Genomic DNA, 24,276 nt, shown 5'->3' on the forward strand with positions numbered 1-24,276 from the left:
TACTATGCAAAAAGTTGGCTTTTTCAAATCTATTCACGTGAAGCTCGTTCTTATTTATATTTTGCTGATTATTATCGCCCTGCAAATTATCGGGCTATACTTTTCAAGAGAGCTAGAGCAAAATTTAAAAACGAGCTTTCAAGAATCAATTTTCCAACGGATTGATCTTGTGCAGTATAGTATTCGTGAAGAGATTTTACGTGAGCGGAATGATACATCACCACAATTAGAGGAAAGCTTAAGCTCTTTATTAGGTGAATTTTCAAGTGGCGATATTTCATCACGCGATATTAAAGAAATTCGTGTAATTGACCATCGCAGCAGAATTCTTGCAACATCAGAAAGCAACAATCAATCAATTGTTGGCCAGCGCTCAACAGATGAGCTTGTACGCAAAGCGATGGCTGCTGAAGCATTAATTGATACGATTTATTATGATAATAATACGAATAAACGCATGTGGGTGTTGGCTAAGCCAGTATTAGATACAGTAGGACCAGATGGCGAAGTAATCGGTATTATTTATATTGAATCAAATATTGAAAAAGTATTTGAGCAGATGGGTGAAATTAACCGTATTTTCGCTGTTGGAACGGCCATGTCATTAATTATTACAATTATACTTGGAATTTTAATAGCTCGAACGATTACAAGACCAATTTCCGATATGCGTAGACAAGCACAAGCGATGGCAAAGGGCAATTTCTCACGCAAAGTACGTGTTTATGGGACGGACGAAATCGGTCAGCTAGCCATAGCCTTTAACCATTTAACCAATCGTTTGCAGGAGGCGCAGTCTACAACGGAGGCGGAGCGTCGCAAGCTAGCAACGGTGCTTAGTAATATGACGGATGGGGTTATTGCGACAGATCGTAAAGGGAAGGTTATTTTAATTAATGAGCCTGCATTGAACTTGCTACATGTTACTCGTGAGGCAATGATGAATCGACCAATTGCATCAGCGCTTGGCTTAGATCAAAATTATAGCTTTGAGGATTTAATTCATATGAAGGAGCCGCTGAATTTAAATTTCAGCACACAGGAGGCCCCCTATATTTTGCGCGCTAATTTCTCGGTTATTCAAAAGGAAACAGGCTTTGTTAATGGGTTAATTACGGTATTGCATGATATTACTGAACAAGAAAAAATTGATATGGAGCGTCGCGAATTTGTATCGAATGTTTCCCATGAGCTACGTACACCATTAACGACAATGCGCAGCTACTTAGAGGCGCTCGCAGATGGTGCATGGCGTGACGAAAATATTGCACCGTCATTTTTAAATGTGACACAAACAGAAACAGAGCGTATGATTCGCCTAGTTAATGATTTGTTACAGCTCTCCAGAATGGACAGTCAAGACTATGATTTAAATAAGGAGCTTGTAGAGTTTAATAAGTTTTTAAATCGTATTATTGACCGCTTTGAAATGTCGAAATCGCAAAATGTTACGTTTGTGCGTTTATTGCCAAAAACGAGCTATTTTGTAGAAATCGATACAGATAAATTAACACAAGTAATTGATAATATTATTTCGAATGCATTGAAATACTCACCAGATGGTGGCAATATTCGCTTTGGCTTTACAAGTAATGATAATATGCTGACAGTGATGATTTCCGATGATGGAATGGGTATTCCAAAGGAAAATTTAACACGTATTTTTGAACGCTTCTATCGTGTTGATCGCGCACGTGCTCGTTCGATGGGTGGTACAGGCTTAGGGCTTGCCATAGCAAAGGATATGATTGCAGCACATGGAGGGAAAATTTGGGCAGAAAGTGAGGAAGGAAAAGGAACAACAATCTTCTTCACATTGCCATGTGAACTGAATGAAGAGGAGGAGTGGGAATGAAGTATATTGAGCATATAAAATCTATCATCCTATTCCTTCTAGTAGCACTCAGCATGACACTAACTTTTTTAACATGGAACTATAAGCCAAAGTATCAAACGATTGAGGATATACAGGTTGAGCATGTTGCACTTGGAGAACAAAAAGCATTGAATCGAGTTGTGAAGCCCTATCGTCTGCTTTTTAAAGGAGAGGAAAACTTCACAGGCACTATATCAAGTGCAGTGATTGATACATTGATGGATGAGCTTTCCGAGATGGAGGCAAATGACCTAACATTGATCAATCATAATTTATCGGATGATAAGGTTAATGAAATGCTACGTATGCCGAATCGCATGACGCTATTTTTCCAGGCAGATGTCCCAATACCTACATTTGCAGCAATGTTGCCATTCCATAATACTAAAGACATTCCGGAGACGACATTTGATCGCATTGTGATTGATTGGAGTTACTTATCAACAACAAGCCAGCTACAATTTTTATTTATTAACTCGGATAATCGTACATTATATCGTTCCGTTGTGAAGGTAGATAATAAAACAAGCTTTAAGCGCAATTTTATCGATCAAGCAGCGAAATTTGATAATTATATGGAAATCGAACGTCCTGGTACAAAATCGTTGTATGTTTTAATGAATCCAACAGAAGTTGTTCCCTATACGTATTCTGTTGGGACGATTTCCACAGAGCTGTTGAAAAGAATATTATTTACAGATCCTAATATTGTGCAACGCAATATTGAAAGCACACAATCCGAAAGGTATACAGATGGCATGTCATTAATGAGGCTAGATATGCAAAATCAATCCATCCATTACGTTTATCCACCAGCTGAAAGCCTTTCACCGATTGCTCCATCCATTCTTATGAAGGACAGCATGGACTTTTTAAATGAGCATGGTGGTATTACAGAGGATTATCGCTTGGCTGCAATGAATTATCAAAAGCATATTATTGACTATCAGATGTTTTTTGAGGATCTTCCTGTATATAGCGATACGACCTTCACTCGTGTTTCAACAACATGGGGAGATAATCGTATTTTCCGTTATCGCAGACCGTACTATGTATTCGATATGAATCTTCCTGATGATAAGGCTGCAAAAGAGTTAGCATCAGGACCTCGAGTGATTGAGCAAATTCAATCAAACTTAACAACAAATATAAATGATATAAATGATTTAGTCATCGGTTATTATTTGGAGCATGATGCGAATGCAGAATTAATTACGCTAGAGCCCAACTGGTTTATGCTGACGGAAAATGGCTGGGAGCGCCTCACTTCAGAGCAGGTAGGAGGTGTTGAATATGGATTGGAATAAAACAAAATCTATATTCATTTTTGTCTTCTTAGTATTGAATATTTTCCTCTATTCACAGTACGTAAATAGCTATACCGAAAATCAAAACGTAGAGGTTTTAGGGGAAAAAAATATCGAGGCGAAATTGAAAGATGATAATATTACGTACTCTGATTTACCTACTATAGAAAAGGCTCCTTATATATCTGGCAAGGTTAAACTATTTGATTTACCAAATGCATCGCAAGGTATAAATGCAATGTATCGTGTAGAGGATGCTGATACGCTTATCGTGACATTGCAAAAGCCTATAAAGCTACGTAACATGGAAGCAACAGGCTTTCAAGAGTTTATACAGCAGCATGTAAGTGAAGGTGCTTCTTATACATTATGGGAGATTGATGAAGAAGAGCAAGTTGCTATTTATTTTCAACGTGTACAAGACCGCACCTTCTATTACTCATTAAAAGGTCTTGTGAAAGTTTACTTTACAGAGCAGGGTGAAGTTTATCAGTATGAGCAAACGATGCTTGAGCAGTTAGAAGAATTAGAAAAGAAAAAAAATCTATTGCCACCAATTCAAATTATTCAAGTATTGTATGCACGTAATTTAATTAAACCAGATTCGCATGTTATACGCATGGAGCTAGGCTACTCCACGTTGTTCCAATTTACGCAAACGCAAGTATTTGCACCAACATGGGAAGTGCGTGTTCAAACACCTGAAGGCACGATTGAGGAGTATTTCGTCAATGCAGTGGAAGGAAAAGTAGTAGATATGCAGCTTGATGTAAAGGCAGTAGAGGAAGAAGAAGAGTAAGGAGTTTTGGCGATGCGATTTAGTGTTTTAGCTAGTGGAAGTACAGGCAATGCAGTCTATGTCGAAAATGATGAACATGCCTTTTTAATAGACGTAGGTTTAAGCGGAAAAAAGATGGAGCAGCTTTTCGCTAAAATTGATCGAGATATGAAAAAGCTTTCAGGCATTTTAGTGACACATGAGCACAGCGATCATATTAAAGGCTTGGGCGTTGTTGCTCGAAAATATAATGTGCCGATTTATGCAAATGAGAAAACTTGGCTGGCGATGGAAGGGAATATCGGCAATATTCCAACCGATTTACGCTTTCATTTTGAAATGGAGGCAATGAAATCCTTTGGCTCAATAGATATTCAATCCTTTGCGGTGTCTCATGATGCAGCAGACCCGATGTTTTACGTTTTTCATGAAGAAGGACGCAAGCTAGCTGTTATTACAGATACAGGCTATGTGAGCGACCGTATGAAAGGCCATATTCGCGGAGCAGATGCTTTCGTTTTTGAGAGCAATCATGATATTGGTATGCTCCAAATGGGACACTATCCATGGAGTACAAAACGCCGTATTTTAAGTGATGTTGGACATGTATCAAATGAAGACGCTGCCGTTGCAATGAGTGAGGTCATTTTTGATAAGCCTACTCAAATTTATTTATCCCATTTGAGCAAGGATAATAACATGAAAGATTTGGCACGCATGAGTGTTGCACAAACATTGCAATCATGCGGTATTATTACAGGTGAATTCGTGCATCTACATGATACAGATGCGGAGGAGCCAACGCGCTTAGTAACAGTATAAAATAGGCGATATGGAAACCAATTTTCCATATCGCCTATTTTTTATTGCAGATTTAATTAATTTTCATCTAATTTTAATGTTTGATGTGTATGCTAATAATAACAAATGAACGAAAGGACGATTCATATGACAAATTTTGATGAGCATAACACAGAACAACAACAATTAACGCCATTACAAGAGCGTTTACAACGTGAAGAGCTAGAAATGCAAAAAAAGCGAGAGCGCAAAAATAAAGGCGGTAGCAAAGTAGGATACTTTATGAGTGGCCTGTCAGGTATTATTATCGGTGCACTTCTTGTATGGCTATTGCTGCCATCCCTTGTAGGGCAGCTGCCAGGTACAGAACAGTCAGGCTCAGAAACAAACACAAATCATAGTTCAACAATTCAGCAAAGTGTAACAGAGGTGTCCTCAGACACCATATCGGCTGTAGAGCAAGTGTCTGATGCAGTTGTAGGTATTACAAATATCCAAGAGGTATCGAACTTCTGGAATCAATCCGTTTCTTCACAGGAAGCTGGAAGTGGCTCAGGTGTTATTTATAAAATTGACGAAGATAACGCATATATCGTAACGAATCACCATGTAATTGATGGTGCCAAGCAATTAGAAGTCACACTAGCAGATGGCACGAAAGAGGAAGCTCAATTAGTAGGCAGCGACATTTGGACAGATTTAGCAGTCATCGCAATCGACAGCAAAAACGTTAAAACAACAGCCAAATTTGGTGACTCTGATGCATTAAAGCAAGGCGAAACAGTCATCGCAATTGGTAACCCATTAGGCTTAGAATTTTATGGCTCTGTAACAAAAGGTATCGTATCAGGCAAAGATCGATCAGTGCCAGTCGATTTAAACAATGATGGTCAAGAAGATTGGCAAACAGAGGTGCTGCAAACAGATGCAGCTATCAACCCAGGGAATAGCGGTGGTGCTTTAATCAATATTGCTGGTGAATTAGTCGGTATTAACTCCATGAAAATTGCAGAATCACGTGTTGAAGGCTTAGGCTTCTCAATTCCGATTAACTCAGCAATTCCAATTATTGAGGAATTAGAGCAGCATGGCGAAGTAAAAAGACCAACAATGGGCGTATCGCTACTTGATTTAACAGATGTACCAGCCTTCTACCAACAACAAACATTAAAAATCCCACAAGAAATTACAACAGGTGTCGTTGTCACAGATGTGGTGCAGGGCTCAGCAGCAGAAGCGGCAGGTGTGCAGCAATATGATGTGATTGTTGAAATGGATGGCAAAAAAATCGAAAATTCCATCGACCTTCGTAAGCATTTATATAATGAAAAAGAGGTAGGCGATACATTAGCATTAAAAGTATATCGCCAAGGAAAAATTGTCGAATTACAATTAACATTAAACAATAGCGCAACATTATAATTGTGGATAACTAATAACATATTCATTCACAGCAAGTAGGAAAGAAAGAGCGTTCTTTCCTACTTGTTTTTTCTTTGTTACAATAGATTGTGGATAACATTGTGGAGAATGTGTATAAGTTTGTGGAAATTTCAGATTATTGGAGGTTAAGAAAAATGAAAAAATTTAGTTGCGAAATGCATATAGATCACGCATTGGACATGTTTGTAGCAGAGCAAGAAGACTTCCCAATTATGGATAAACTATCGAATGAAGAAAAGTTATCCACAAAGTGTGATTACTGCGAAGAGCAAGCTGCATATATTGTATCAAGTAAATAACTTTACACAATATATTGAATCCTTATGTTGATATGTGGATAACTTCTGTGGATAAGATGTTTGTAAATGAATTGTAAAGGTGGATAAGCTGTGAATATAACAATCATTTCCGTAGGCAAGCTAAAAGAAAAATACTTAAAAATGGGCATCGACGAATACGCCAAACGTCTAGGCAGCTACGCCAAAATCGATTTCATCGAAGTCCCCGACGAAAAAGCCCCCGAGCAGCTATCCGACGCCGAAATGGAGCTCGTCAAAAAAAAGGAAGGCGAACGCATTCTAGCCAAAATTCAAGACAATGCCCATGTCATTGCCCTTGCATTGGATGGCAAAATGAAAACAAGTGAGGAAATGGCCACGGATTTAGATGCATTAATGACATACGGGAAAAGCAAGGTTGCCTTTGTAATTGGCGGCTCACTCGGCTTGCATGCGGATGTGCTGAAACGTGCAGATGAAAAGCTATGCTTTGGCAAAATGACATTACCACATCAGCTGATGAAGCTGGTGTTGGTGGAGCAGATTTATCGGAGTTTTAGGATTATTAAGGGAGAACCGTATCATAAGTAAGTGCGAAAATTGTGAGAATGTTGGTGCATGGGAAAAAATAGAGATATTCCAGAGCCACTAAAATCATATGTGACTGGGGCTTTAATTTTTTAAATAGGAAATTTCCAAATATTTATAATATCGTGGTATGATAGTGAATAGATTATTAGTTCCTTATATAGGGCTGTAACGAGAGTGGTTATGAAGTTTGTGAATAAGAATTATCTAAAAGATACGAGATAAAAAAGTATAAGCATGTACTTAATAGATGTAAATTTGATAATTTCTAGAGGTGTCAAGAATGAGTATTGGGGATAAGGATATTAAGAAATTATGGGGATTAGCTGCTGGAAGATGCTCTTTTCCAAACTGTGGTGTTGATTGTATTCCGTATTTAGATGAAGATAGTCCGACAATCATAGGTGAGATGGCACATATAATTGCTAAGAAACCAGGTGGACCTAGAGGTGTATCTGGTGGGGGTAGTGATAGCTATGAGAATCTAATTCTGTTATGTCCTACACATCATACTATGATTGATAAAGCACCAATGGGAGTATACTCAGTTGAGTTAATTAAAGACTGGAAAAGACAACATGAAGAGAAAGTTAATAAATTCATGTATACTATTAGGTATTCAAGTATAGATGATGTGGCAAGAGCAATAAAAAGAGTATTATTAAAGAATCACAAGGTATGGCAAGAATTTGGTCCTGAGTCAATTAGAGCAAAAGAAAATCCGATTAGCAACATCAGTAAATACTGGGATCTCATAAAACTATCAATAATAGTCCCCAATAACAAAAAAATAATTTCCTTAATTGAGGGGAATGAGGATATTTTTGGAATTGATGAATATGCAGTTTGTATTGATTTTATTGTACATGCTGAGTTGTTTGAAAGGAGTTGTTACACTACTATAGAAAATACCAAAAGATTCCCACAAAAATTTACAGAGGTGATAGATAAGTATGTTTATGAAAAATAATTGGAATGTACCATACAGCTCAATTGTTTGGTTTTTTAATGTACTGAAGTCTCATACAAAGGTTCTCAATGTGGTACGAGAGCAGGACATTTTGTTTACTATTACAGATGATGAAGATAGAACTTATGAGATTCTATTACTTAATGAATATAGGATGGGATCAGCCGCTGTATTGAAGGCAATTGAAGAGTTTGGAAACATAGATTTTATAGTATTTGGTGGTAATTGGAATGCTGCCACCAGTGAAGCATATAAGGTAGCTAGAGAAAATGGTATTGCACTCTTTGATTATTCTGGAATTATGGGTGCACTTAATTTGAAGAATCCTAATGGGTATAAGCAAAATGAGAAGGAAAAAGATTCAGATAAGCCTAAAGAAGGTGCCTGACAAAATAGATATTTTTATATTTGGTTCATACTTAAATTCTGATAATCCTAAAGATGTTGATCTTATAATAATCTACGATTCAAATATTTATACTGGAAGTAGCATTTTTGATAGTTGTTTGAAATTAATTAGTCAGATTAAGGAAAAATGTGGATTGCCAGTTGATGTTACATATTTATCAATTAATGAAGAAATTGAAACTAGATTTTTAAAAATTGTAAACGCAATGCCTATAAACGATGTTTTTAATATTATAAGAGAAGAGTAGTTTATAGTAAGTGTTTTACTAATAAGAAATGCCTCGTCAAATGATAAGGAGTATACACTTAATATATAGGTAACACGTACCATTGCTTATACTCTTTCGTTGGGAGAAATCTTTAGTCAAAGAACTTGAATTAAGTAAAAACCGTACAAAAACTTAGTCAACACTGTTTCATTCCCCCCAATTAACGTCGATCACTTTAACATCATTAAGTAAGTGGGGTTTTAGCAAAAATGGCAAAAAAGAGCTAGTCAATCTAGCTCTTTTATTGTTTTCTAGGAATAGTAATATTAAATTCTCTGCTTAGTTCGTTAAGAATATGATTATGGTTTAATCTAGTTGGTTGAACAGTTACAAAGGAACCAAGTTGGGCTAATTCACTTGTAGTGGTCACTGTAGTCATTGTATCAAGTCGGCGGTGAGGTAAAAAAGCAGTATAAACATTTTTTCCTCTATTTGTTCCCTCAGTCATGGGATTAATTGGTCTGCAAGCAATCATAAATTCTCCAGCGGCTTCTAGGATAGACTGATGATTGATTGGTCTAAGGTTACTTATTAACTCCTCAATTGAATTTGGAGGTGTACTGCTGATATACATACAATTGGCAGTAGCATCTGACTCCTCACCATAGCCTCTTACTATAGAAATGATATCTTCAGGTTCAAAAATATCAAGAAATGGAATTGCTGTATTACCACTTCGTCTTCCAAAACAGATACTAACCCCAACAAATGGTGAGGCATTTGGTTGGGTTATCCAATAGTTTGCCCAGTCAGTAATTGCCTTACTGAGTTGATGGAAAGTTTCCTCTCCAAATTCTTCTAGAAATCGAAGATGCCCATACCAATTTCCAAAATAATCAGCAGAACTTAATTTAATAGAAATTTTTATATTGGCTCCACTTTCTAGTTTAATTAGGACATCCGTTTTATTATTTGAGGAACCTATTCTAGATGCAGATAGAATTTTAGCACCAGGTTTTATCCCTAAATCCTGCATCCAACTAGGTAAGTTAGTTGGAATAGCATGTGAAGAATTAGCACAGTTAGCTATTTCTTGTTCAAATAAATCAGTTTTTGCAGACATAATATCACCCCAAATTAAGACTTAATAGCTCTATTATATACTAAAATTTAGGGTAATCATATTAAAGTGATAGTTTACAATTTATAAACTGGAATTTAATTCATATGGAGAAATTAGTATAGCGTCAATCACTATTAATAATGAAACGTGTTAAAATAGAGAAGCTAAATAAAATTGTGAGAGGTAAAATATGAAGATTAAAAGTGAAGAGGAACTGAAAGTAAATACTGAAAGTCATATAGATGATGTTGAAATAAGAAACAATGATAGTGAAAAAACAGATAAAGCCAAAATAAATAAGAAGGGTAGAGGTAAATTTAAGCCAGCACCTTCTCTTGATAAAGAGCAAGTAAAAGAAATATTATTTGAAAAAATTGCAAAAGAAACCTCACTGATTATTGAAGATAAAAAAGATGAAAAATTGATTGAAAGTATAGACATTAAAGCAGATAAATATAATGTGGTAGGGCTATTTTCAGGTTGTGGAGGGTTAGACTTAGGATTTGAATTGGCAGGTTTAGCTGCTGTAATTGGCGAAGAAGCCGCTATGGAAGCCTTCTCTGATAAAAATCAATATGAAAAGATGAGATTAAAAAGTATATTTCATACAGTGTATACAAATGATTCATTTAAAGAAGCAAATCAAACTTACAAGATTAATTTCCCAAAACATGTAATTCAACATGAAAAGGACATCAGAAAAGTTGCACATTTCCCTTTATGTAATATTATGCTAGGTGGTTTTCCATGCCCAGGATTTTCTGAAGCAGGTCCAAGACTAGTAGATGATGAAAGGAATTTCTTATATATTCATTTTATTAGGGCTCTTTTACAAACGCAACCTGAGTTCTTTGTGGCTGAAAATGTAAAAGGTATGATGACGTTAGGAAAGGGAGAAGTACTTAAACAAATTGTTGAAGACTTTTCTTCAGCAGGTTATGAAGTTACACCGTATCTAGTAAATTCTAGAGATTATGGTGTTCCTCAATTACGAGAGCGAGTATTTTTGATAGGGGTTCATAAGGAGAAAGTGTATGCAAAAACAAAATTCAAGTATTCTACACCCCAACCTACACATGGTGAAGGATTACTTCCCTATAAAACGTTAAAAGATGCAATTGGTGATTTGAGAGATAATCCAGGTCCATATTACACAGGTGCTTACTCTTCAATCTATTTATCTCGTAATAGAAAGAAAAGATGGGATGAACAAAGCTTCACAATTCAAGCGTCTGGTAGACAGGCTCCAATTCATCCAGATGGCGAGCCTATGAGGAAATTAGAAAAAGATAAGTGGGAATTAGTAGGGGAAAATCGACGTTTATCAATAAAAGAAATCGCTAGAATTCAAACTTTCCCTGATTGGTTTCAATTTAGCGATGGAAATAATCAAAAAGTTTCAGAGAATAACCGTTTAGATAAAGTGTATAAACAAATAGGAAATGCTGTACCTGTACTTTTAGCTAAAGCGATTGCACAACCAATAGCAGATTATGCATTCCAACAACTAAATAGAAAAAATCACAAGGGTATTGACTTCGTTCAACCATCTTTATTTTAGCCATAGTGAATATTTAGTAAAAGTTATAAAACTCTAATCTTAATTAGCAGATTAGAGTTTTATTGTTAAATTAAGAATAGTATGAGTGAAGAGTCAAATCAAATTTTTAGGAGGTTAAAAAATGAGAAAGTATGTACAAAAAATGTGGATGATACATGACACGCTATTTTTAAATGAAAATGAGGCACTAAAAGTAGAAGAAAATGAAGTGAGAGAAAAAGTGAAAGCTGTATACGTTGGTCTCGATGAGGGAGTGGATAACGATTTAACTCAAGTAAGCTCAGATTTCTTCGGAAACTGGATTTTTAAAACGGAAAAAGAAGCTCAGGAAGAAGTTGGCGAATTCAACTGTGATTAACAACAAAAGACAAAAATTTTAAGCCTAAGTATTGTTTAAGATACTTAGGCTTTATTCATTTTAAAGGAGTGAAAATAATGAAAATAATCAAAAGCATAATCAAAACAGAAATCACATACGATGACGAAATGAAAAATAAGTACATTGTGAAGAAGGAATGGGACAAAGCCAAAAGGAAAGCCCTCATCTTGATGAAAAATGCAGGTCAGACGGATGAGGTTGTCCAAGACCAAACAACAATGTATGTTTTGAATAATCTTGCCAAATTAGACTATGGGTCAGTGATTATTATGAATTTATTCCCATCTCTTGAAAGCAAAGATACAAATGAATCAGCTACTGAAAATTTGAAATGTATTCAAGAGGAAATGACGAAGGTAGATGATGTCATTATTGCAGTTGGAACAGGTATTGAAACGAGCAAAGAGGCACAAAAGCGATTGAATATGATTGTGGCTATTTTGCTTGATAAGAAAGCAACGATTCTTCAAATCGAATGCCCAAAAGGAAGAATGGGCTTCCATCCGCTTTATCCAGCGGTGAAAAACGGCTGGAAGTTAGCACCGTATGAAGTGCCACCAGTAGAGCAAATAGATTAAGCGTTTCAAATGAAAATATGGACATATATTATCTCCTTGAATACATTTTAGGAGGAAATCACATGCAACCATCAAAACGAGTAGATATTGTATCTGTCAAATTAGTAAAGGAAGCAAGTATGTTGTACAGAAATCGGCGCATTCGTAGCCCACAGGATTGCTATGAGTTGTTTAAGGAATTTTTAGGCGAAGTAGACCGAGAGTATTTTGTTGTCATGTGTTTGGATGTGAAAAATCAGCCAACGAATATTACGATTGCACACATTGGTAGCTTGAATCTCTCCATCGTTCATCCAAGAGAGGTACTGAAAACAGCCATCTTAAGCAATGCGGCTTCCATCATCTGTTGCCATCCACATCCATCAGGTGACCCAACACCGAGTCCAGAGGATGTTGACGTTACCAAACGTTTAATTGAAGCTGGTTTAATTGTTGGTGTGGAAATGCTCGATCATATTGTGTTGGGCGATGATAGCTATGTTTCAATGAAAGAGAGTGGATATTTTGAAAATGAATAAAGTTTTAAGTGACAAATAGGCTCTAACATCTGAAATGGATGTTAGGGCTTTTTATATTCATAAAAATAAGGAGGATATTGAAAATGAAAGCCATTCAACGATTAACAGAGGTATTACAACAAAAGCTAGGGAAGGAGATTCCACTTCAAGAAGTAGGCTACGAAACAATGAGCTTTACTCATGAGGAAATTGATGAGGCACTTGTACCACCCTATATGATTGCCTTTGTAGAAGCACCGATTCTTTGTCATAGTGCTAATTATACAGATACTGAAGGGAATTATTACACCTTGATGTTAGTAGAAACAGGAGATGAAACACCATATGAAGTATGGTTGGTGAATGACAAGCTGATGTCAAACTTCTTAGAAGGGATAGAGCTATGAGTGTATTTAATAAGCGATATGTGGAAGTTAGTATAGATAACAATATCTATTACAGAGAAGTTGGAGTTAATAACGAATTAGGAAAGCCAATTAGCAATGATGTATTTTATGAAATCCTAATGGAGAAAATAGTAAACGAAATCATAGAGAAAGAGTATGTATTTCAAAGTCAACGTATTAAGACTATTATCAATGGCATTCCAAATCACCTCGACCGCCAATTAATGAAGGATTTTTATGATTATGCAATGTATGGTACGAGAGTATAAATGACTGCTAGTGAAGTAGAAAACATAAAACGCATGTGCAGCTATTTTAAATCATCATCATGAAAATATAATATTTCAATGGTGAAGGAGGTGGAAAAATGCTAGGGGAGTTATTGAAAGTAATAATTATTGCAATAGTAACAGCAGTAATTGATTATTTATTAATTGAAAAGCAAAATGAAGTGCTAGGATACTAACAAGTAGAGGGAGTGGTGATTGCCGTTCCCTCTATTTTTTTGAATAGAAATGGTGGGGAAAACACCCTGATTCTGTACTGAAAACAAATGAGTATTTGAAAATCCACCAAGTCCCCCAATGTTTTTTGTGAGAAACAAAAACATCTCTGAATCAATTTTTTTGTAGAAAGTCAGTTTGTTTTCCAATCAAAAACACCGTAAAAAACCTTCTTACTCTTTAATTATTGGGGGATAAGGGGGATTAATTGATTGTGTGCAAAAAATATTCTATTTAAATTTTAAAATTGTTACTTTTCACCTATTGTTATATTTTTCCATATTCATTTTTGTTTTTTTGGAATGAGCGTAGCCTGACACCTAAAATCGCCCCTGCTATAGCAGTAACATTAAAAATGATATAAATTCGCTTATTTGATCATTAATTAATATTTTTCAATCATTTTGCATTATTAATAGTAATTATTACTGTTTAGACAAATGAGAATCTAATTTGTATTATACAATCTATCAAAATAATTGCACTTAGATAATTTGCTTCGTAGCAATGATTTTGAATAGTCATATTCAACAATTGTTTAGATGGATGTGAAAAAGGAAGGGAGTTAGTTCAATGAATCAAGTAGATGTTGAAAAACAAGAGGGACAAGTAAACTTAGCTGGTTTTATTCCCTCAAATTGTAAAGGGCTAAGTAAAGCTACTTCTACAGCAGGTGTACTAACCATTGTAAATTCTAAAAGAAATGGCAAACGTGTCGTTCTCTCCAAAGAATTAATGGCGGAGTTGAATGAACCAGAGGAAGTACAAATTTCATATGGTTCAGATGCAATTGCAATTGGTGCAGACATCCCTAGTAATGACAACTTCTTCACATTGAAAACACAGAAAGCCAAATCTGTTATTTATTCAAGTGAACTTGTAAACGAGATTACTGTGCTTTATGACCTTAAATTTGAGGGCAATGTATCACAAACATTTTACCAAGTGCAGTATCAAGGTGAAGGAACAAGTAGAGTTGCTATTATTTCAATGATTAAAACAAATGAAGAAATGTAGGAGGAATTTACAATGTTACAATACAATCTTGGTCAGCCAACCAATGAATTAAGTATTCCAAACGAAGGGGAATATATTGCTTCAATCCTTAATATTAAAGCAGGAAAAGACCGTGATACAGTTTGGGGAACAACCCCATCCGTTGTAGTATTGTTTGAACTTGAAAATGGTCAAAAGGTGATGCAATCTATGTTGATGTATGTAGGGAAAGGCTCGTTATTAAAAAAATTAGTTGAGCTTACATTAGACACTACAGAAAAAGAAGTAAATTTGCATCAATTGGTGGGGAAATCATGTGTCGTGGAAATTCAACATGTTCATCAACATGAAGCGACCTATGCAAATGTAGTAGATGTTTTCCCATTAAGTGAGCAATAAATATAAGTTGCAAGCAAAGCTATTCATTGCATATTAACTTGAGGAGAATGTTTTATGGAGAAAATGGTACTAAAACCAGCAGATACAAATGAAATCCGATTAGGGCAATTTATTTTAAGAGATAAGGATTTGTATATGATAAAGGACTCTAAAGATGGAAAGGAGGAAGTTTATCTTGCAAATGCTTCAAAAATTAAAAGTGTTACTCGGAATATTGAAACAGGTGTGATAACACTTGAGATTGAATATTACTCATTTGATAGATGGGAGACTTTAAAAATTTCAAAAGGTAAGTTATTGCCCTCAGAATTATCATTTTTACTAGATAAGGGAATGGATATTGCAGGTTATAAAGCAAAACATGTCTTTCAATTTTTAGATTTCCATGAAAAAAGTTTCAAACCAACTTATGTTCATCAAAAGTTAGGGTGGATGAGGTTTCAAGATGAAATTTTATTTCGATTACATGAAGCTATTCAAAATAATAAACGATTCTCTATTTATGAGGGGCAGTATTCTATTCAACCTAAAGGGAGCGAGAAAGAATGGAAAAAAATCATTCAAGCGGAAGTAGTGGGACATGCTTCACTGGAAGCAATAGTAGCTGCGAGTTTTGCGGCTCCAATTACTGCATGGCTTAACATCGAGCAAAAAGGGGATATTGATACTTTACTTTGGAATTGCGTTGGTAATTCATCTGGAGGAAAGACAACAGCAGCAATGTTAGCGGTATCTGCTTTTGGTAATCCTCATATTTCTACAGATGGATTGGTTCAAAGTTTCAATGGTACAGGCAATGCTTTGCAGGCTATTTTAGCAGGAAACTTTGGTGTTCCAATTGCATTCGATGAAGTCTCTATTAGTACATTTGGAAAACAGACATTAACCTCATTTATCTATAAGTTAGCGCAAAATAGGGATAAAGCGCGATTAAACAAGGAATCCAAATTAATCTCTACAGATTCATGGTGTACTGTGGTGTTTTTCACAGGCGAAGTCTCTATTTTAGCGCAAACCAAAAATAACGTAGGTTTAAAAGTTCGTTTATTTGAATTTAAAAATATTCAATGGACAAAGGATGCGGCTCATTCGGAGCGTATTAAGTTAGGTGTATTGAATAATTATGGACATGCAGGGGGAATTTTTGTGGAGCATTTAACGCAGTGTGGAATAGATGAGATTGAAACTAAATGGTCAGAATTTAAATCGGTCATGTTTGAAAAAATGCCTGAAACCAATTATCGCGCACGTATTTCGAATAAATTCGCTAGTATCCTTACTGGTGCTTATTATGCAAATGAAGCGTTGGATTTAGGCTTGTCAATTGATAGGATTGCTGACTTTCTAGTGAAACAAGAGCTAGATTCCATGACTGATCGAGAATTAGCACCTAAATTTTATAAGCTATTTCGTGACTACATTATCCAATTCAGCAAGCATTTTAAAATAAATCAAGAGCATACAAATGAAACGCAAGAGATTTGGGGGAAAATCGAAACAAAAGGTAATAAAACGTATTGCTATATGTTCCCTCATATTTACGACAAATTAGCAAAAGACATGGGATTTGCCGACCCCAATGTCTTGCTTGATGGGCTAAAAGCTAATGGCAATCTTAAACATGATAATCAAAAAAAACAAATTAAAAAAGCTATTTTTACAAAAGAGGAAACCAAGTTACGAGAAAAGGTTTTACCTAATAAACCTTACAGTCCCAGAGGTGATTATAGCGTGTGTATTGTATATGATGGGGACATTTTGGCAGATTATCATAAGGGCTCATTGGATAACTTTAATCCAAACAGTACAAATACACGTACGATAAAACCAAAAAACGAGCTTGAAGCCATGATTGAAAAAAACAAAAGCAAAGGACTTTTTGACGAATGAAAATGGACGAGTGTCTAGCATTCTTCAATCATGAAAATAAGCAATTAAGTGTGGGTACTCTGAAAGAATACAACAAGGATATAACTGCCTTCAAAGCCTTCTTACAGAATAAATACACGGAATATTTTGATATTAGACAGATTAAAGAACAAGATTTGAATGATTATTTGGCTATGCTTACGGCTGTGAAGGGATATAAGCCCTCCAGTCGTAACCGTCAAATGAATACACTGCGCTCCTTTTTTAAGTTTTGTAAGAAGAAAAGCCTTGTTGAAAAAAATCCAGCAGAGTATCTTCAGCGATTAAAAGAACCCCCAAGGCAAGCTGTGTTTCTTACTTCAAAAGAAGTTGGAGAATTGATACCTGCAATCAACCATCCGTTGATTCAATTAGTTGTATTGACCTTATTTTATACAGGGTTAAGGATTACAGAATGTTTAAAGCTTGAACTAACGGATGTGGATTTTCAACAAAACACCATTACGGTTAAGCATGGTAAGGGAGATAAACGTAGAGTCATTCCTCTGCATTCAGAATTAAAAATACATCTTCAAGCGTATATTCAGAACTGGCGAATAAAAGGTAAAACGGAACGGCTATTTTTGACAGAACGCACAAACAGCTTATCAGATGTCTATGTGAACAAGGTTCTTAAAGAAACTGTTGAAAAATTAAAGTGGGATAAGCATGTTACCTGCCATGTTTTAAGACATTCCTTTGCTTCAGCCCTTGTACAAAATAATGTAAATATCGTAGCGGTACAACAATTATTGGGACACGCTAATTTAAAGACAACAAGTTCCTATACACATATTCATCAGCAAACTGTTGATGAGGGCATTGAAACACTTACTATTTTCTAATTGTCCCCCAATTCCCCCGCCAATTTGGGCAAAAGACAAAACAAAAAATACATTCAGATTCATTTTTTGTGGAAAGTCAGGTTGTTTTCCAACCATGCTAAAAAATCTTTTATTTTGAATTGACTGGGGGATATGGGGGATTTAATAAAATTTCAATAATATATCATAGATTTAGATAAATCATTATTAATTTTCACTCAAGAAATTAATCAATAAATATAAAGGAAGGTTACATTTTGCAAGGTGTATTCTATTGGTTTGCTTGAAGAAAAAGCACAATTTGAATAATCGTATTGAAACGGTTTAAGTTTCAATAAAAGTAGGTAGACGCAAATACCAAACTTTCTTGATGTGATTGAGAAACCCTTAAAGTGAAAAGAAATTACTTTCAAAATAAAAGGAGTGGCAATGATGGAAGCTACAAACGAAGTTGTATTAATACTCGCAGAAATGTGTGAAGCCTATATTTTAGATGGAAAAGAAGGGAGTTCAAATGACGATGACTCAAACTAAATATGCCGCGATTTACGCCCGTGTTTCAACAACTGAACAAGCAGATGAGGGATACAGTATTGATGAACAAATTCGGGTGTTACGTGAATATTGTAAGCGAGAAGGCTACATTATTTTTGATGAATATGTAGATAGAGGTATCAGTGGAAAAAGTATTAAAGGTAGACCCGCTATACGACAATTGTTACAGGATGCAGACGAGAAGAAGTTTGACCTTGTTCTTGTATGGAAAATGAATCGCTTGGCACGAAACAGTGTAGACCTCATGAATATGGTTGAGGTGTTTAACCGCAAAAACATCGTCTTTCGTTCATATACAGAGAACTATGAAACAGAAACACCTGCTGGAAAATTACAATTTCAAATGCTGGCTGCCATCGCTGAATATGAACGCAATAACATAGCAGAAAATGTGAAAATGGGTATGTTAGCTCGTGCCAAAGAAGGGAAGTGGAATGGTGGTCATGTGCTTGGTTATGATGTAGTTGAGATCGAAGGGGCGAATAAAAAACGCAAAAATACAGGGCTTGTCATCAATGAACGAGAAGCAAGTATTATACGAAAAATCTTCCATCTTTACACAACAGGGAATGGTTATAAGTCGATTGCCAACCAAATCAATAAAGCTGGCTATCGTACAAAATTAGGTAAAACGTTTTCTTTGAATGCAATTAAAACTATTGTTACGAATCCTATATATGCAGGGTATATACGCTACAATGTTCGTAGGGATTGGAATGAGAAGCGGCGTAATCATATCAACCCAAAGCCTATTATTGTGAAGGGAGAACATCAGTCAATTATTTCAGAAGAAGTTTGGCGCATTGCACAAGAGGTTTACAAAACACGCACCTGTAAGCCCAACCGTGTGCATGATGGTGAGTTTCCTTTAACGGGCATTATGCGTTGCCCTAAATGTAATGCAGGTATGGTAATTGGACGTACGACAAACAAGCTAAAAGATGGTACAAAAAAGGTATTAGAGTATTATGTATGTGGCGCATGGAAGAATAAGGGGACAGTTGCTTGCAATTCTTATGCTGTACGTACTGATTATGCTGACCCTTACGTATTAAATAAAATTGAAGAGTTGATGATAAGTGATAAATTGATTCAGCAGTTAGTTAATAGTATCAATTATAAGCAAGAATCCTTGATTGCTCCGATTCAACGAGAATACAAGCAATATGTTCATGACTTAGCTATCCTAGAAAAAAAGCAATCGAATCTGCTAGATGCTTATATGGAAGAAACGATTTCCAAAAGCGTCTATCAAATGAAGGTTAGAGGTATTGAAGAACAAATTTCCTCATTAAATGAATTACTGACACCATTAAAGGGACAACTAGGTTCAACCGTTTCTAGTAAAGTGACCTTTGAACAGATTAAGAATGTCCTACAAAACTTTCAAAAGGCTTTTCAGCAATCACTTACAAGGGAGCAGAGAAAACGCTTGTTACATTTGCTCATTCATCAAATTACAATTGATGAAGAACGGAAAATCGAGAGCATTCAACTTAAATTAAATAATGAGGTGCTAGAGGCATTACAACTAGGAGTAGGGGAATCATCTTCGGATGAATCTTCTGCTCCTTTTTCTGTTTTAATAGCTATCTAATCGTAAGTATCAAAAGTGGCTTTTTATTAGGATAATTCATTATCAAAGCGAAGTGTTTTTCGTATAGGAAAATGGCATATTTAATCAGATATAAAAAATATCATGTGGGTTAATATGTAACATTTCTTAAGAAATAATCTATTGAGGGGAGAAGCGTATGGGTTGTATTTGGAAAGCTATGAAAATCTGTTTTTGGTTTATGTTGATTATATCAGCTATTGCAATGATATTCGTCTACTTTGAGGAAAAGGGAAATGAAACGTTTAGCCATGTTGAAGAGTTGGATGCCAAGGAGTTGGTAGCGGAAGCTTTTAGTAATTTGAGAGCTTATGAGAGTTATCATATGTATTCTGAATCTAACACAAAGGGGGATATTTCTAAGTTTATTGCTAGCGAATCTGTACAAACAAAAGAAATATTTAATGTAGATTATCATACATTGAATGATTCATATAAAATAACAGGGAATTTGGTTAAAAATGATGAGACAACTACTATTGCGGAAATAAAGGTGGGTTCAGATATTTACCAATCTATAGATGGCGGGAAATTTAATTATGTTAGCTTAGATGAATCTACCATACTGGCAGGTGAAAAAACAGGGGTATTGGCAAGTTCTGAATTTACCAATGAGCCAGAAATAGATGATTTAATTGCTCAAGGTGATATTTCTGTAGGAGCTTATGAATCTAAAAAAGCAGATGAAAAGGACTATTATTTAATAGAAGGAAATATGCCTGAATCGTATGTATTAAATATGGTGAATCAAACCTTTTTTGGAGATGTGGATAAAGAAGCATCATCTTTTAAAATAGAAAATTTAATTGTCTTTGAGGATGAACTTCAAATGACAATTGATAAGGAGCGTAAAAATTTATTATCAACATATATCCATCTGAGATTTAGCTTTGAAGTTGAAGGTCATACAATGGAAATGGATGTGGAAACAATTAAGAGATATTCTAATTTCAATGAAGTAGAAATGATTACTTTACCAAATTTAGAATAGGTGAATCATATATTTTCCTAACGGAATGAATGATATGTTAATTAGGAGTAGGAGAATCTTCTTGCATGATTTCCCTGCTTCTTTTTCGATTTTGATAGCTGCAATTGTAAATTTTAAAATGGATTTTTATTAGGATAATCCATTATTTAAGCGAAGTGTTTTTCACATAGGAAAATGGCATATTTAAAACAATAAAGGCGGAAGGAGATAAAGATGGATTATAGCAAGTTAGATAGTTCCTGTTTTAATGGATCATATAAGGAATTTATTGAATTAATTGGATACAAAAATACTTTGCTAGTGTATAATCATTTTGCTGGTCAATATGTAACATTTCCTAAGAAATTCTTATCAGAACAATATTTATACGAAGCCATTGTCAATGAGTATGATGGGACAAATGCGAAGGCTTTAGCAAAAAAATATGGCTATTCATATAGTTGGGTGATGAAGATATTGAAACGGGAGCATTGTAACAAATAATCTACAAAGGTTTCATTTATAGGAGGAAGATGTATGTGGAAGAAGGTTTTAATGCTAGTTATGGTAATGAGTTTATTCTCAACAGGGGTGCTTGCTGATACTGTAGCTGTTCAGAAAGATAACAAGCAAAGTAGCGCTAAGAATCAAATAGATTATGCCTCAAAAGCCAAGTTAGCAGGTAATGAATATGTTTATAAAAGTAAGTATTACACGCTTCACGCTCCAAAAGATACAAAGAAAGATGATATTAACTTTGCTATCACTAATTTTAATAAGGGGATAGAACTTGCATTTGAAATTTATTCAAGCAAAGTTCCTGATTTAGAAGTAACATTATCAAATCAAAAAGATTTTCCTACCAATATTTATTTAAAGAATAAATCAGATGACCCTTATGAATTTACTTATGTAAATGGAGGTGCTAGTCACAATAAGAAAACAGGAGCATTGGAGACAGAAATTAAGATTTTAGTAGGTTCTCTATATAAAGGACAATGTTGTTCTTATGATGGGAAGTTTAAATATGATACAGCTTATGTTAAAAATTTATATATTGCTTCAGGATTAAATCTTGGAAGTGTTATATTTAATGAAAATATGAATTCTAAACCAAGTTGGTACAGTTCATCTGGTGCAGGTGAATTTGCTACAGGTTTTGTTAATTATAAGTCTCGCTTAGCCTCTAATACCTACAAAGATTATGTTAAGTATTGGAAGAATGAAATGAAAAAGAATAATAAATTGCTAGTATTCAACAATGGAGATTTTGACTTTAACTATAATACGAATGTGGCAACTCTGTTCAATGCGTTTTTAATTGAAACTTACGGTGAAGATACTTACTTTGAATTTGTTTTGTTTGAAAGTGATACAATTTCAAAGAAAGAGGCATTTTTAGCAACCTATGGCGATATTAAAGAAATTGAAAGGAAATGGAAGGTATGGATTAATAAATAACCTTCTATGTATTGATAGAGACAAGTAATATATATTTTTTGAAAAGGTAAGTTTGAGTTTTGGTACTAGGAAGTACCTTGGACATAGCCATGTAATGCAGTATGTAAAAGAGCCATTTAAGATGGTATTGGCAAGGAAAAATATTAATTATTAATTAAGAAGAGCCTTGGATAACATTTGTTATTCAAGGTTTTTTCATAGGAAACAGAGGGTATGATGAAGAAAATGTTTAGAAGCAAGATACCTTTGTGGATTGATACTTTGTAAGATAGCTATGAATTGCTTAATGATCTCAAAGATGATTATACTAGGTAATTAATAAAGGAATCTAACTTATTTTGTCGAATATTGGTAGTAACATGATTAGATTTAAATTAGGAGGTATTTAGATGTTAGAATGGGCAAAATTATTAAATGGGGAAAGACAAAGAAAATCAGAGAGTAAAAGCTACCCACATCGGAATGAGTTTGATAAAGATTATGAACGTATAATTTATTCATCATCTTTAAGAAGATTACAAGATAAGGCACAAGTATTTCCTTTACAAAATAATGATTTTACTAGAACTCGTTTAACACATTCTTTAGAAGTAGCTTCATTAGGTAGATCGTTAGCATGGAACATAGGGGAATGGTTAATTGAAAAAAAGGCATTCGAAGGGTTTGCCGAAGCTAAGCAATTAGCATCATTAGTAGAAGTATCTTGTTTAGTACATGATTTAGGAAATCCACCTTTTGGGCACTATGGTGAAGATATCATTAGGAAATGGTTTAAAGAATGGTTTGCTTCAGATTTGTATAAAGATAAAGTTACAGATACAGATACAGATACAGATACAGATACAGATAAAATTATATTTGATGAACTAAGCACTCAACAAAAAAATGACTTTATTTACTTTGAAGGCAATGCTCAAGCAATTCGAATTTTGAGTAAACTTCAATTTTTAAACGATCAATATGGGGCAAATTTTAGTTATGCAACATTAGCAACTTTAATGAAATATCCATGGGCTTCTGATCATGGAAAAGTTAAAAAGAAAAAGAAATTTGGTTATTTTTATTCTGAAAGAGAATTATTCAAAGAAATTGTGAGTAAGACAGGTACTGAGGAATGTAGACATCCTGCAACATATATTCTTGAAGCAGCAGATGATATTGCATATCTAACTGCAGATATTGAAGATGCTGTGAAAAAAGATGTATTTGACTGGGATAAAATCTATCAGGAAATTAGACATGAATTTGGGGAATTATATCCAAAAGAATTTTATAGATTAGAAGATTTACGTAGAAAAGCATTATTGAATAAAGTACCAAATAAAAATTTAATTAATGTACAAAATTTTAAAGTAACTATTCAAGGAATAATGATAATTGCTGTTGTAAATACTTTCAAAGAAAAATATGATTTAATAATGAATGGAGAATTTGAAGGAGATTTATTATCTAACTCCACAGCGCGTACACTTTCTGATAAACTAAGAGACGTGGCATTTAAATATGTATTTTCAAATAAAGAGGTCCTAACATTGGAATTAGTAGGAGATAGAGTATTAAATGATTTATTGGATTTGTTTGTTAATGCGGTAGTAAATGTTAAAAGTATCAAAAAGACTAAATCAAAACATGAAAAATTAGTCCATCTGATTTCAGAGAATTTTAGGCATATCCAAAGAATTTCTGAGAAAGGGGAGCCTACTGTAGAATTTGAAGATTTACCTTTATACAATAGACTTCAATTAGTAACAGACTTTATTTCAGGTATGACAGATGGCTATGCAGTTAATCTGCATCAAGAATTGTTAGGAGTAAAGCTTCCATAAATTAATTAGGAAGGGA

The 24,276-nt window shown here is 34.7% G+C and carries 26 protein-coding genes; 25 read left to right on the top strand and 1 reads right to left on the bottom strand.

The window, feature by feature from the left end; all coding sequences use genetic code 11:
• Positions 1-4: 4 nt before the first annotated feature.
• The 10 genes from walK (at position 5) to R6U77_RS05115 (ending at position 8,697) form a co-directional block, all read left to right on the top strand.
• Entirely contained in the window at positions 5-1,855 is a 1,851-nt protein-coding gene (gene walK, locus R6U77_RS05070; protein WP_319837665.1) for a cell wall metabolism sensor histidine kinase WalK, read from the top strand.
• On the top strand, positions 1,852-3,183 hold the full coding sequence (locus R6U77_RS05075; protein WP_319837666.1) for a YycH family regulatory protein: 1,332 nt from the start codon (positions 1,852-1,854) through the stop codon (positions 3,181-3,183). The genes walK and R6U77_RS05075 overlap by 4 nt, the downstream gene beginning before the upstream one ends.
• Positions 3,170-3,982, top strand: coding sequence for a two-component system regulatory protein YycI (locus R6U77_RS05080; RefSeq protein WP_293922537.1), 813 nt, complete (start codon positions 3,170-3,172; stop codon positions 3,980-3,982). Before R6U77_RS05075 ends, R6U77_RS05080 begins: the two co-directional genes overlap by 14 nt.
• 12 nt (positions 3,983-3,994) lie before the next feature.
• Positions 3,995-4,783, top strand: coding sequence for an MBL fold metallo-hydrolase (locus R6U77_RS05085; protein ID WP_319837667.1), 789 nt, complete (start codon positions 3,995-3,997; stop codon positions 4,781-4,783).
• Positions 4,784-4,909: 126 nt separating this feature from the next.
• A complete protein-coding gene (locus tag R6U77_RS05090) occupies positions 4,910-6,184 on the top strand; it encodes a S1C family serine protease (protein ID WP_293922543.1) in 1,275 nt (424 codons plus the stop codon).
• A gap of 155 nt (positions 6,185-6,339) precedes the next feature.
• A complete protein-coding gene (locus R6U77_RS05095; RefSeq protein WP_319837668.1) occupies positions 6,340-6,504 on the top strand; it encodes a CxxH/CxxC protein in 165 nt (54 codons plus the stop codon).
• Positions 6,505-6,594: 90 nt separating this feature from the next.
• The gene (gene rlmH, locus R6U77_RS05100; protein WP_319837669.1) at positions 6,595-7,074 is read left to right on the top strand and encodes a 23S rRNA (pseudouridine(1915)-N(3))-methyltransferase RlmH; all 480 of its coding nucleotides are present in this window, start codon (positions 6,595-6,597) and stop codon (positions 7,072-7,074) included.
• 280 nt (positions 7,075-7,354) lie between these two features.
• The gene (locus R6U77_RS05105) at positions 7,355-8,041 is read left to right on the top strand and encodes an HNH endonuclease (RefSeq protein ID WP_319837670.1); all 687 of its coding nucleotides are present in this window, start codon (positions 7,355-7,357) and stop codon (positions 8,039-8,041) included.
• Positions 8,025-8,429 carry a hypothetical protein gene (locus R6U77_RS05110; RefSeq protein ID WP_319837671.1) on the top strand — a complete coding sequence of 135 codons (405 nt, stop codon included), beginning with the start codon at positions 8,025-8,027 and terminating at the stop codon, positions 8,427-8,429. The genes R6U77_RS05105 and R6U77_RS05110 overlap by 17 nt, the downstream gene beginning before the upstream one ends.
• Positions 8,422-8,697: a nucleotidyltransferase domain-containing protein gene (locus R6U77_RS05115; RefSeq protein ID WP_319837672.1), complete on the top strand. Its 276-nt coding sequence runs from the start codon at positions 8,422-8,424 to the stop codon at positions 8,695-8,697. The genes R6U77_RS05110 and R6U77_RS05115 overlap by 8 nt, the downstream gene beginning before the upstream one ends.
• Before the next feature lie 262 nt (positions 8,698-8,959).
• On the opposite strand, the gene R6U77_RS05120 is transcribed toward R6U77_RS05115, so the two are convergent.
• Complete coding sequence (locus tag R6U77_RS05120) at positions 8,960-9,781, bottom strand: hypothetical protein (RefSeq protein ID WP_319837673.1); 822 nt, start codon at positions 9,779-9,781, stop codon at positions 8,960-8,962.
• 190 nt (positions 9,782-9,971) lie between these two features.
• Between R6U77_RS05120 and R6U77_RS05125 the strand changes: the two genes are divergently transcribed.
• The 15 genes from R6U77_RS05125 to R6U77_RS05195 all read left to right on the top strand — a co-directional run bounded on the left by R6U77_RS05125 (position 9,972) and on the right by R6U77_RS05195 (position 24,260).
• Positions 9,972-11,342, top strand: a complete 1,371-nt coding sequence (locus R6U77_RS05125) for a DNA cytosine methyltransferase (protein ID WP_319837674.1) — start codon at positions 9,972-9,974, stop codon at positions 11,340-11,342.
• A 121-nt stretch (positions 11,343-11,463) separates the two neighbouring features.
• Positions 11,464-11,700, top strand: a complete 237-nt coding sequence (locus R6U77_RS05130) for a hypothetical protein (RefSeq protein ID WP_319837675.1) — start codon at positions 11,464-11,466, stop codon at positions 11,698-11,700.
• Between the two features lie 77 nt (positions 11,701-11,777).
• Positions 11,778-12,299, top strand: a complete 522-nt coding sequence (locus R6U77_RS05135; RefSeq protein ID WP_319837676.1) for a DUF1643 domain-containing protein — start codon at positions 11,778-11,780, stop codon at positions 12,297-12,299.
• Positions 12,300-12,361: 62 nt separating this feature from the next.
• Positions 12,362-12,817 carry a JAB domain-containing protein gene (locus R6U77_RS05140; RefSeq protein ID WP_319837677.1) on the top strand — a complete coding sequence of 152 codons (456 nt, stop codon included), beginning with the start codon at positions 12,362-12,364 and terminating at the stop codon, positions 12,815-12,817.
• An 83-nt stretch (positions 12,818-12,900) separates the two neighbouring features.
• Complete coding sequence (locus R6U77_RS05145; protein WP_319837678.1) at positions 12,901-13,203, top strand: hypothetical protein; 303 nt, start codon at positions 12,901-12,903, stop codon at positions 13,201-13,203.
• A complete protein-coding gene (locus R6U77_RS05150) occupies positions 13,200-13,472 on the top strand; it encodes a hypothetical protein (RefSeq protein ID WP_319837679.1) in 273 nt (90 codons plus the stop codon). Before R6U77_RS05145 ends, R6U77_RS05150 begins: the two co-directional genes overlap by 4 nt.
• 807 nt (positions 13,473-14,279) lie before the next feature.
• Positions 14,280-14,723 (top strand): hypothetical protein, encoded by a 444-nt coding sequence (locus R6U77_RS05155; protein WP_319837680.1) that lies wholly within the window; start codon positions 14,280-14,282, stop codon positions 14,721-14,723.
• Between the two features lie 12 nt (positions 14,724-14,735).
• Positions 14,736-15,101, top strand: a complete 366-nt coding sequence (locus tag R6U77_RS05160; RefSeq protein ID WP_319837681.1) for a hypothetical protein — start codon at positions 14,736-14,738, stop codon at positions 15,099-15,101.
• 54 nt (positions 15,102-15,155) lie between these two features.
• The gene (locus R6U77_RS05165) at positions 15,156-16,991 is read left to right on the top strand and encodes a DUF927 domain-containing protein (RefSeq protein WP_319837682.1); all 1,836 of its coding nucleotides are present in this window, start codon (positions 15,156-15,158) and stop codon (positions 16,989-16,991) included.
• Positions 16,988-17,854, top strand: coding sequence for a tyrosine-type recombinase/integrase (locus R6U77_RS05170; RefSeq protein ID WP_319837683.1), 867 nt, complete (start codon positions 16,988-16,990; stop codon positions 17,852-17,854). Before R6U77_RS05165 ends, R6U77_RS05170 begins: the two co-directional genes overlap by 4 nt.
• A gap of 499 nt (positions 17,855-18,353) precedes the next feature.
• On the top strand, positions 18,354-19,985 hold the full coding sequence (locus tag R6U77_RS05175) for a recombinase family protein (protein WP_319837684.1): 1,632 nt from the start codon (positions 18,354-18,356) through the stop codon (positions 19,983-19,985).
• Positions 19,986-20,142: 157 nt separating this feature from the next.
• A complete protein-coding gene (locus R6U77_RS05180; RefSeq protein WP_319837685.1) occupies positions 20,143-20,994 on the top strand; it encodes a DUF6612 family protein in 852 nt (283 codons plus the stop codon).
• A 213-nt stretch (positions 20,995-21,207) separates the two neighbouring features.
• Entirely contained in the window at positions 21,208-21,477 is a 270-nt protein-coding gene (locus R6U77_RS05185) for a Mor transcription activator family protein (protein WP_264989986.1), read from the top strand.
• Positions 21,478-21,510: 33 nt separating this feature from the next.
• Positions 21,511-22,434 (top strand): hypothetical protein, encoded by a 924-nt coding sequence (locus R6U77_RS05190; RefSeq protein WP_319837686.1) that lies wholly within the window; start codon positions 21,511-21,513, stop codon positions 22,432-22,434.
• Between the two features lie 389 nt (positions 22,435-22,823).
• Positions 22,824-24,260: a deoxyguanosinetriphosphate triphosphohydrolase gene (locus R6U77_RS05195; protein WP_319837687.1), complete on the top strand. Its 1,437-nt coding sequence runs from the start codon at positions 22,824-22,826 to the stop codon at positions 24,258-24,260.
• Positions 24,261-24,276 lie beyond the last annotated feature (16 nt).

Origin of the sequence: Lysinibacillus louembei, from assembly GCF_033880585.1 — a bacterium.
GTDB classification, from domain to species: domain Bacteria; phylum Bacillota; class Bacilli; order Bacillales_A; family Planococcaceae; genus Metasolibacillus; species Metasolibacillus louembei.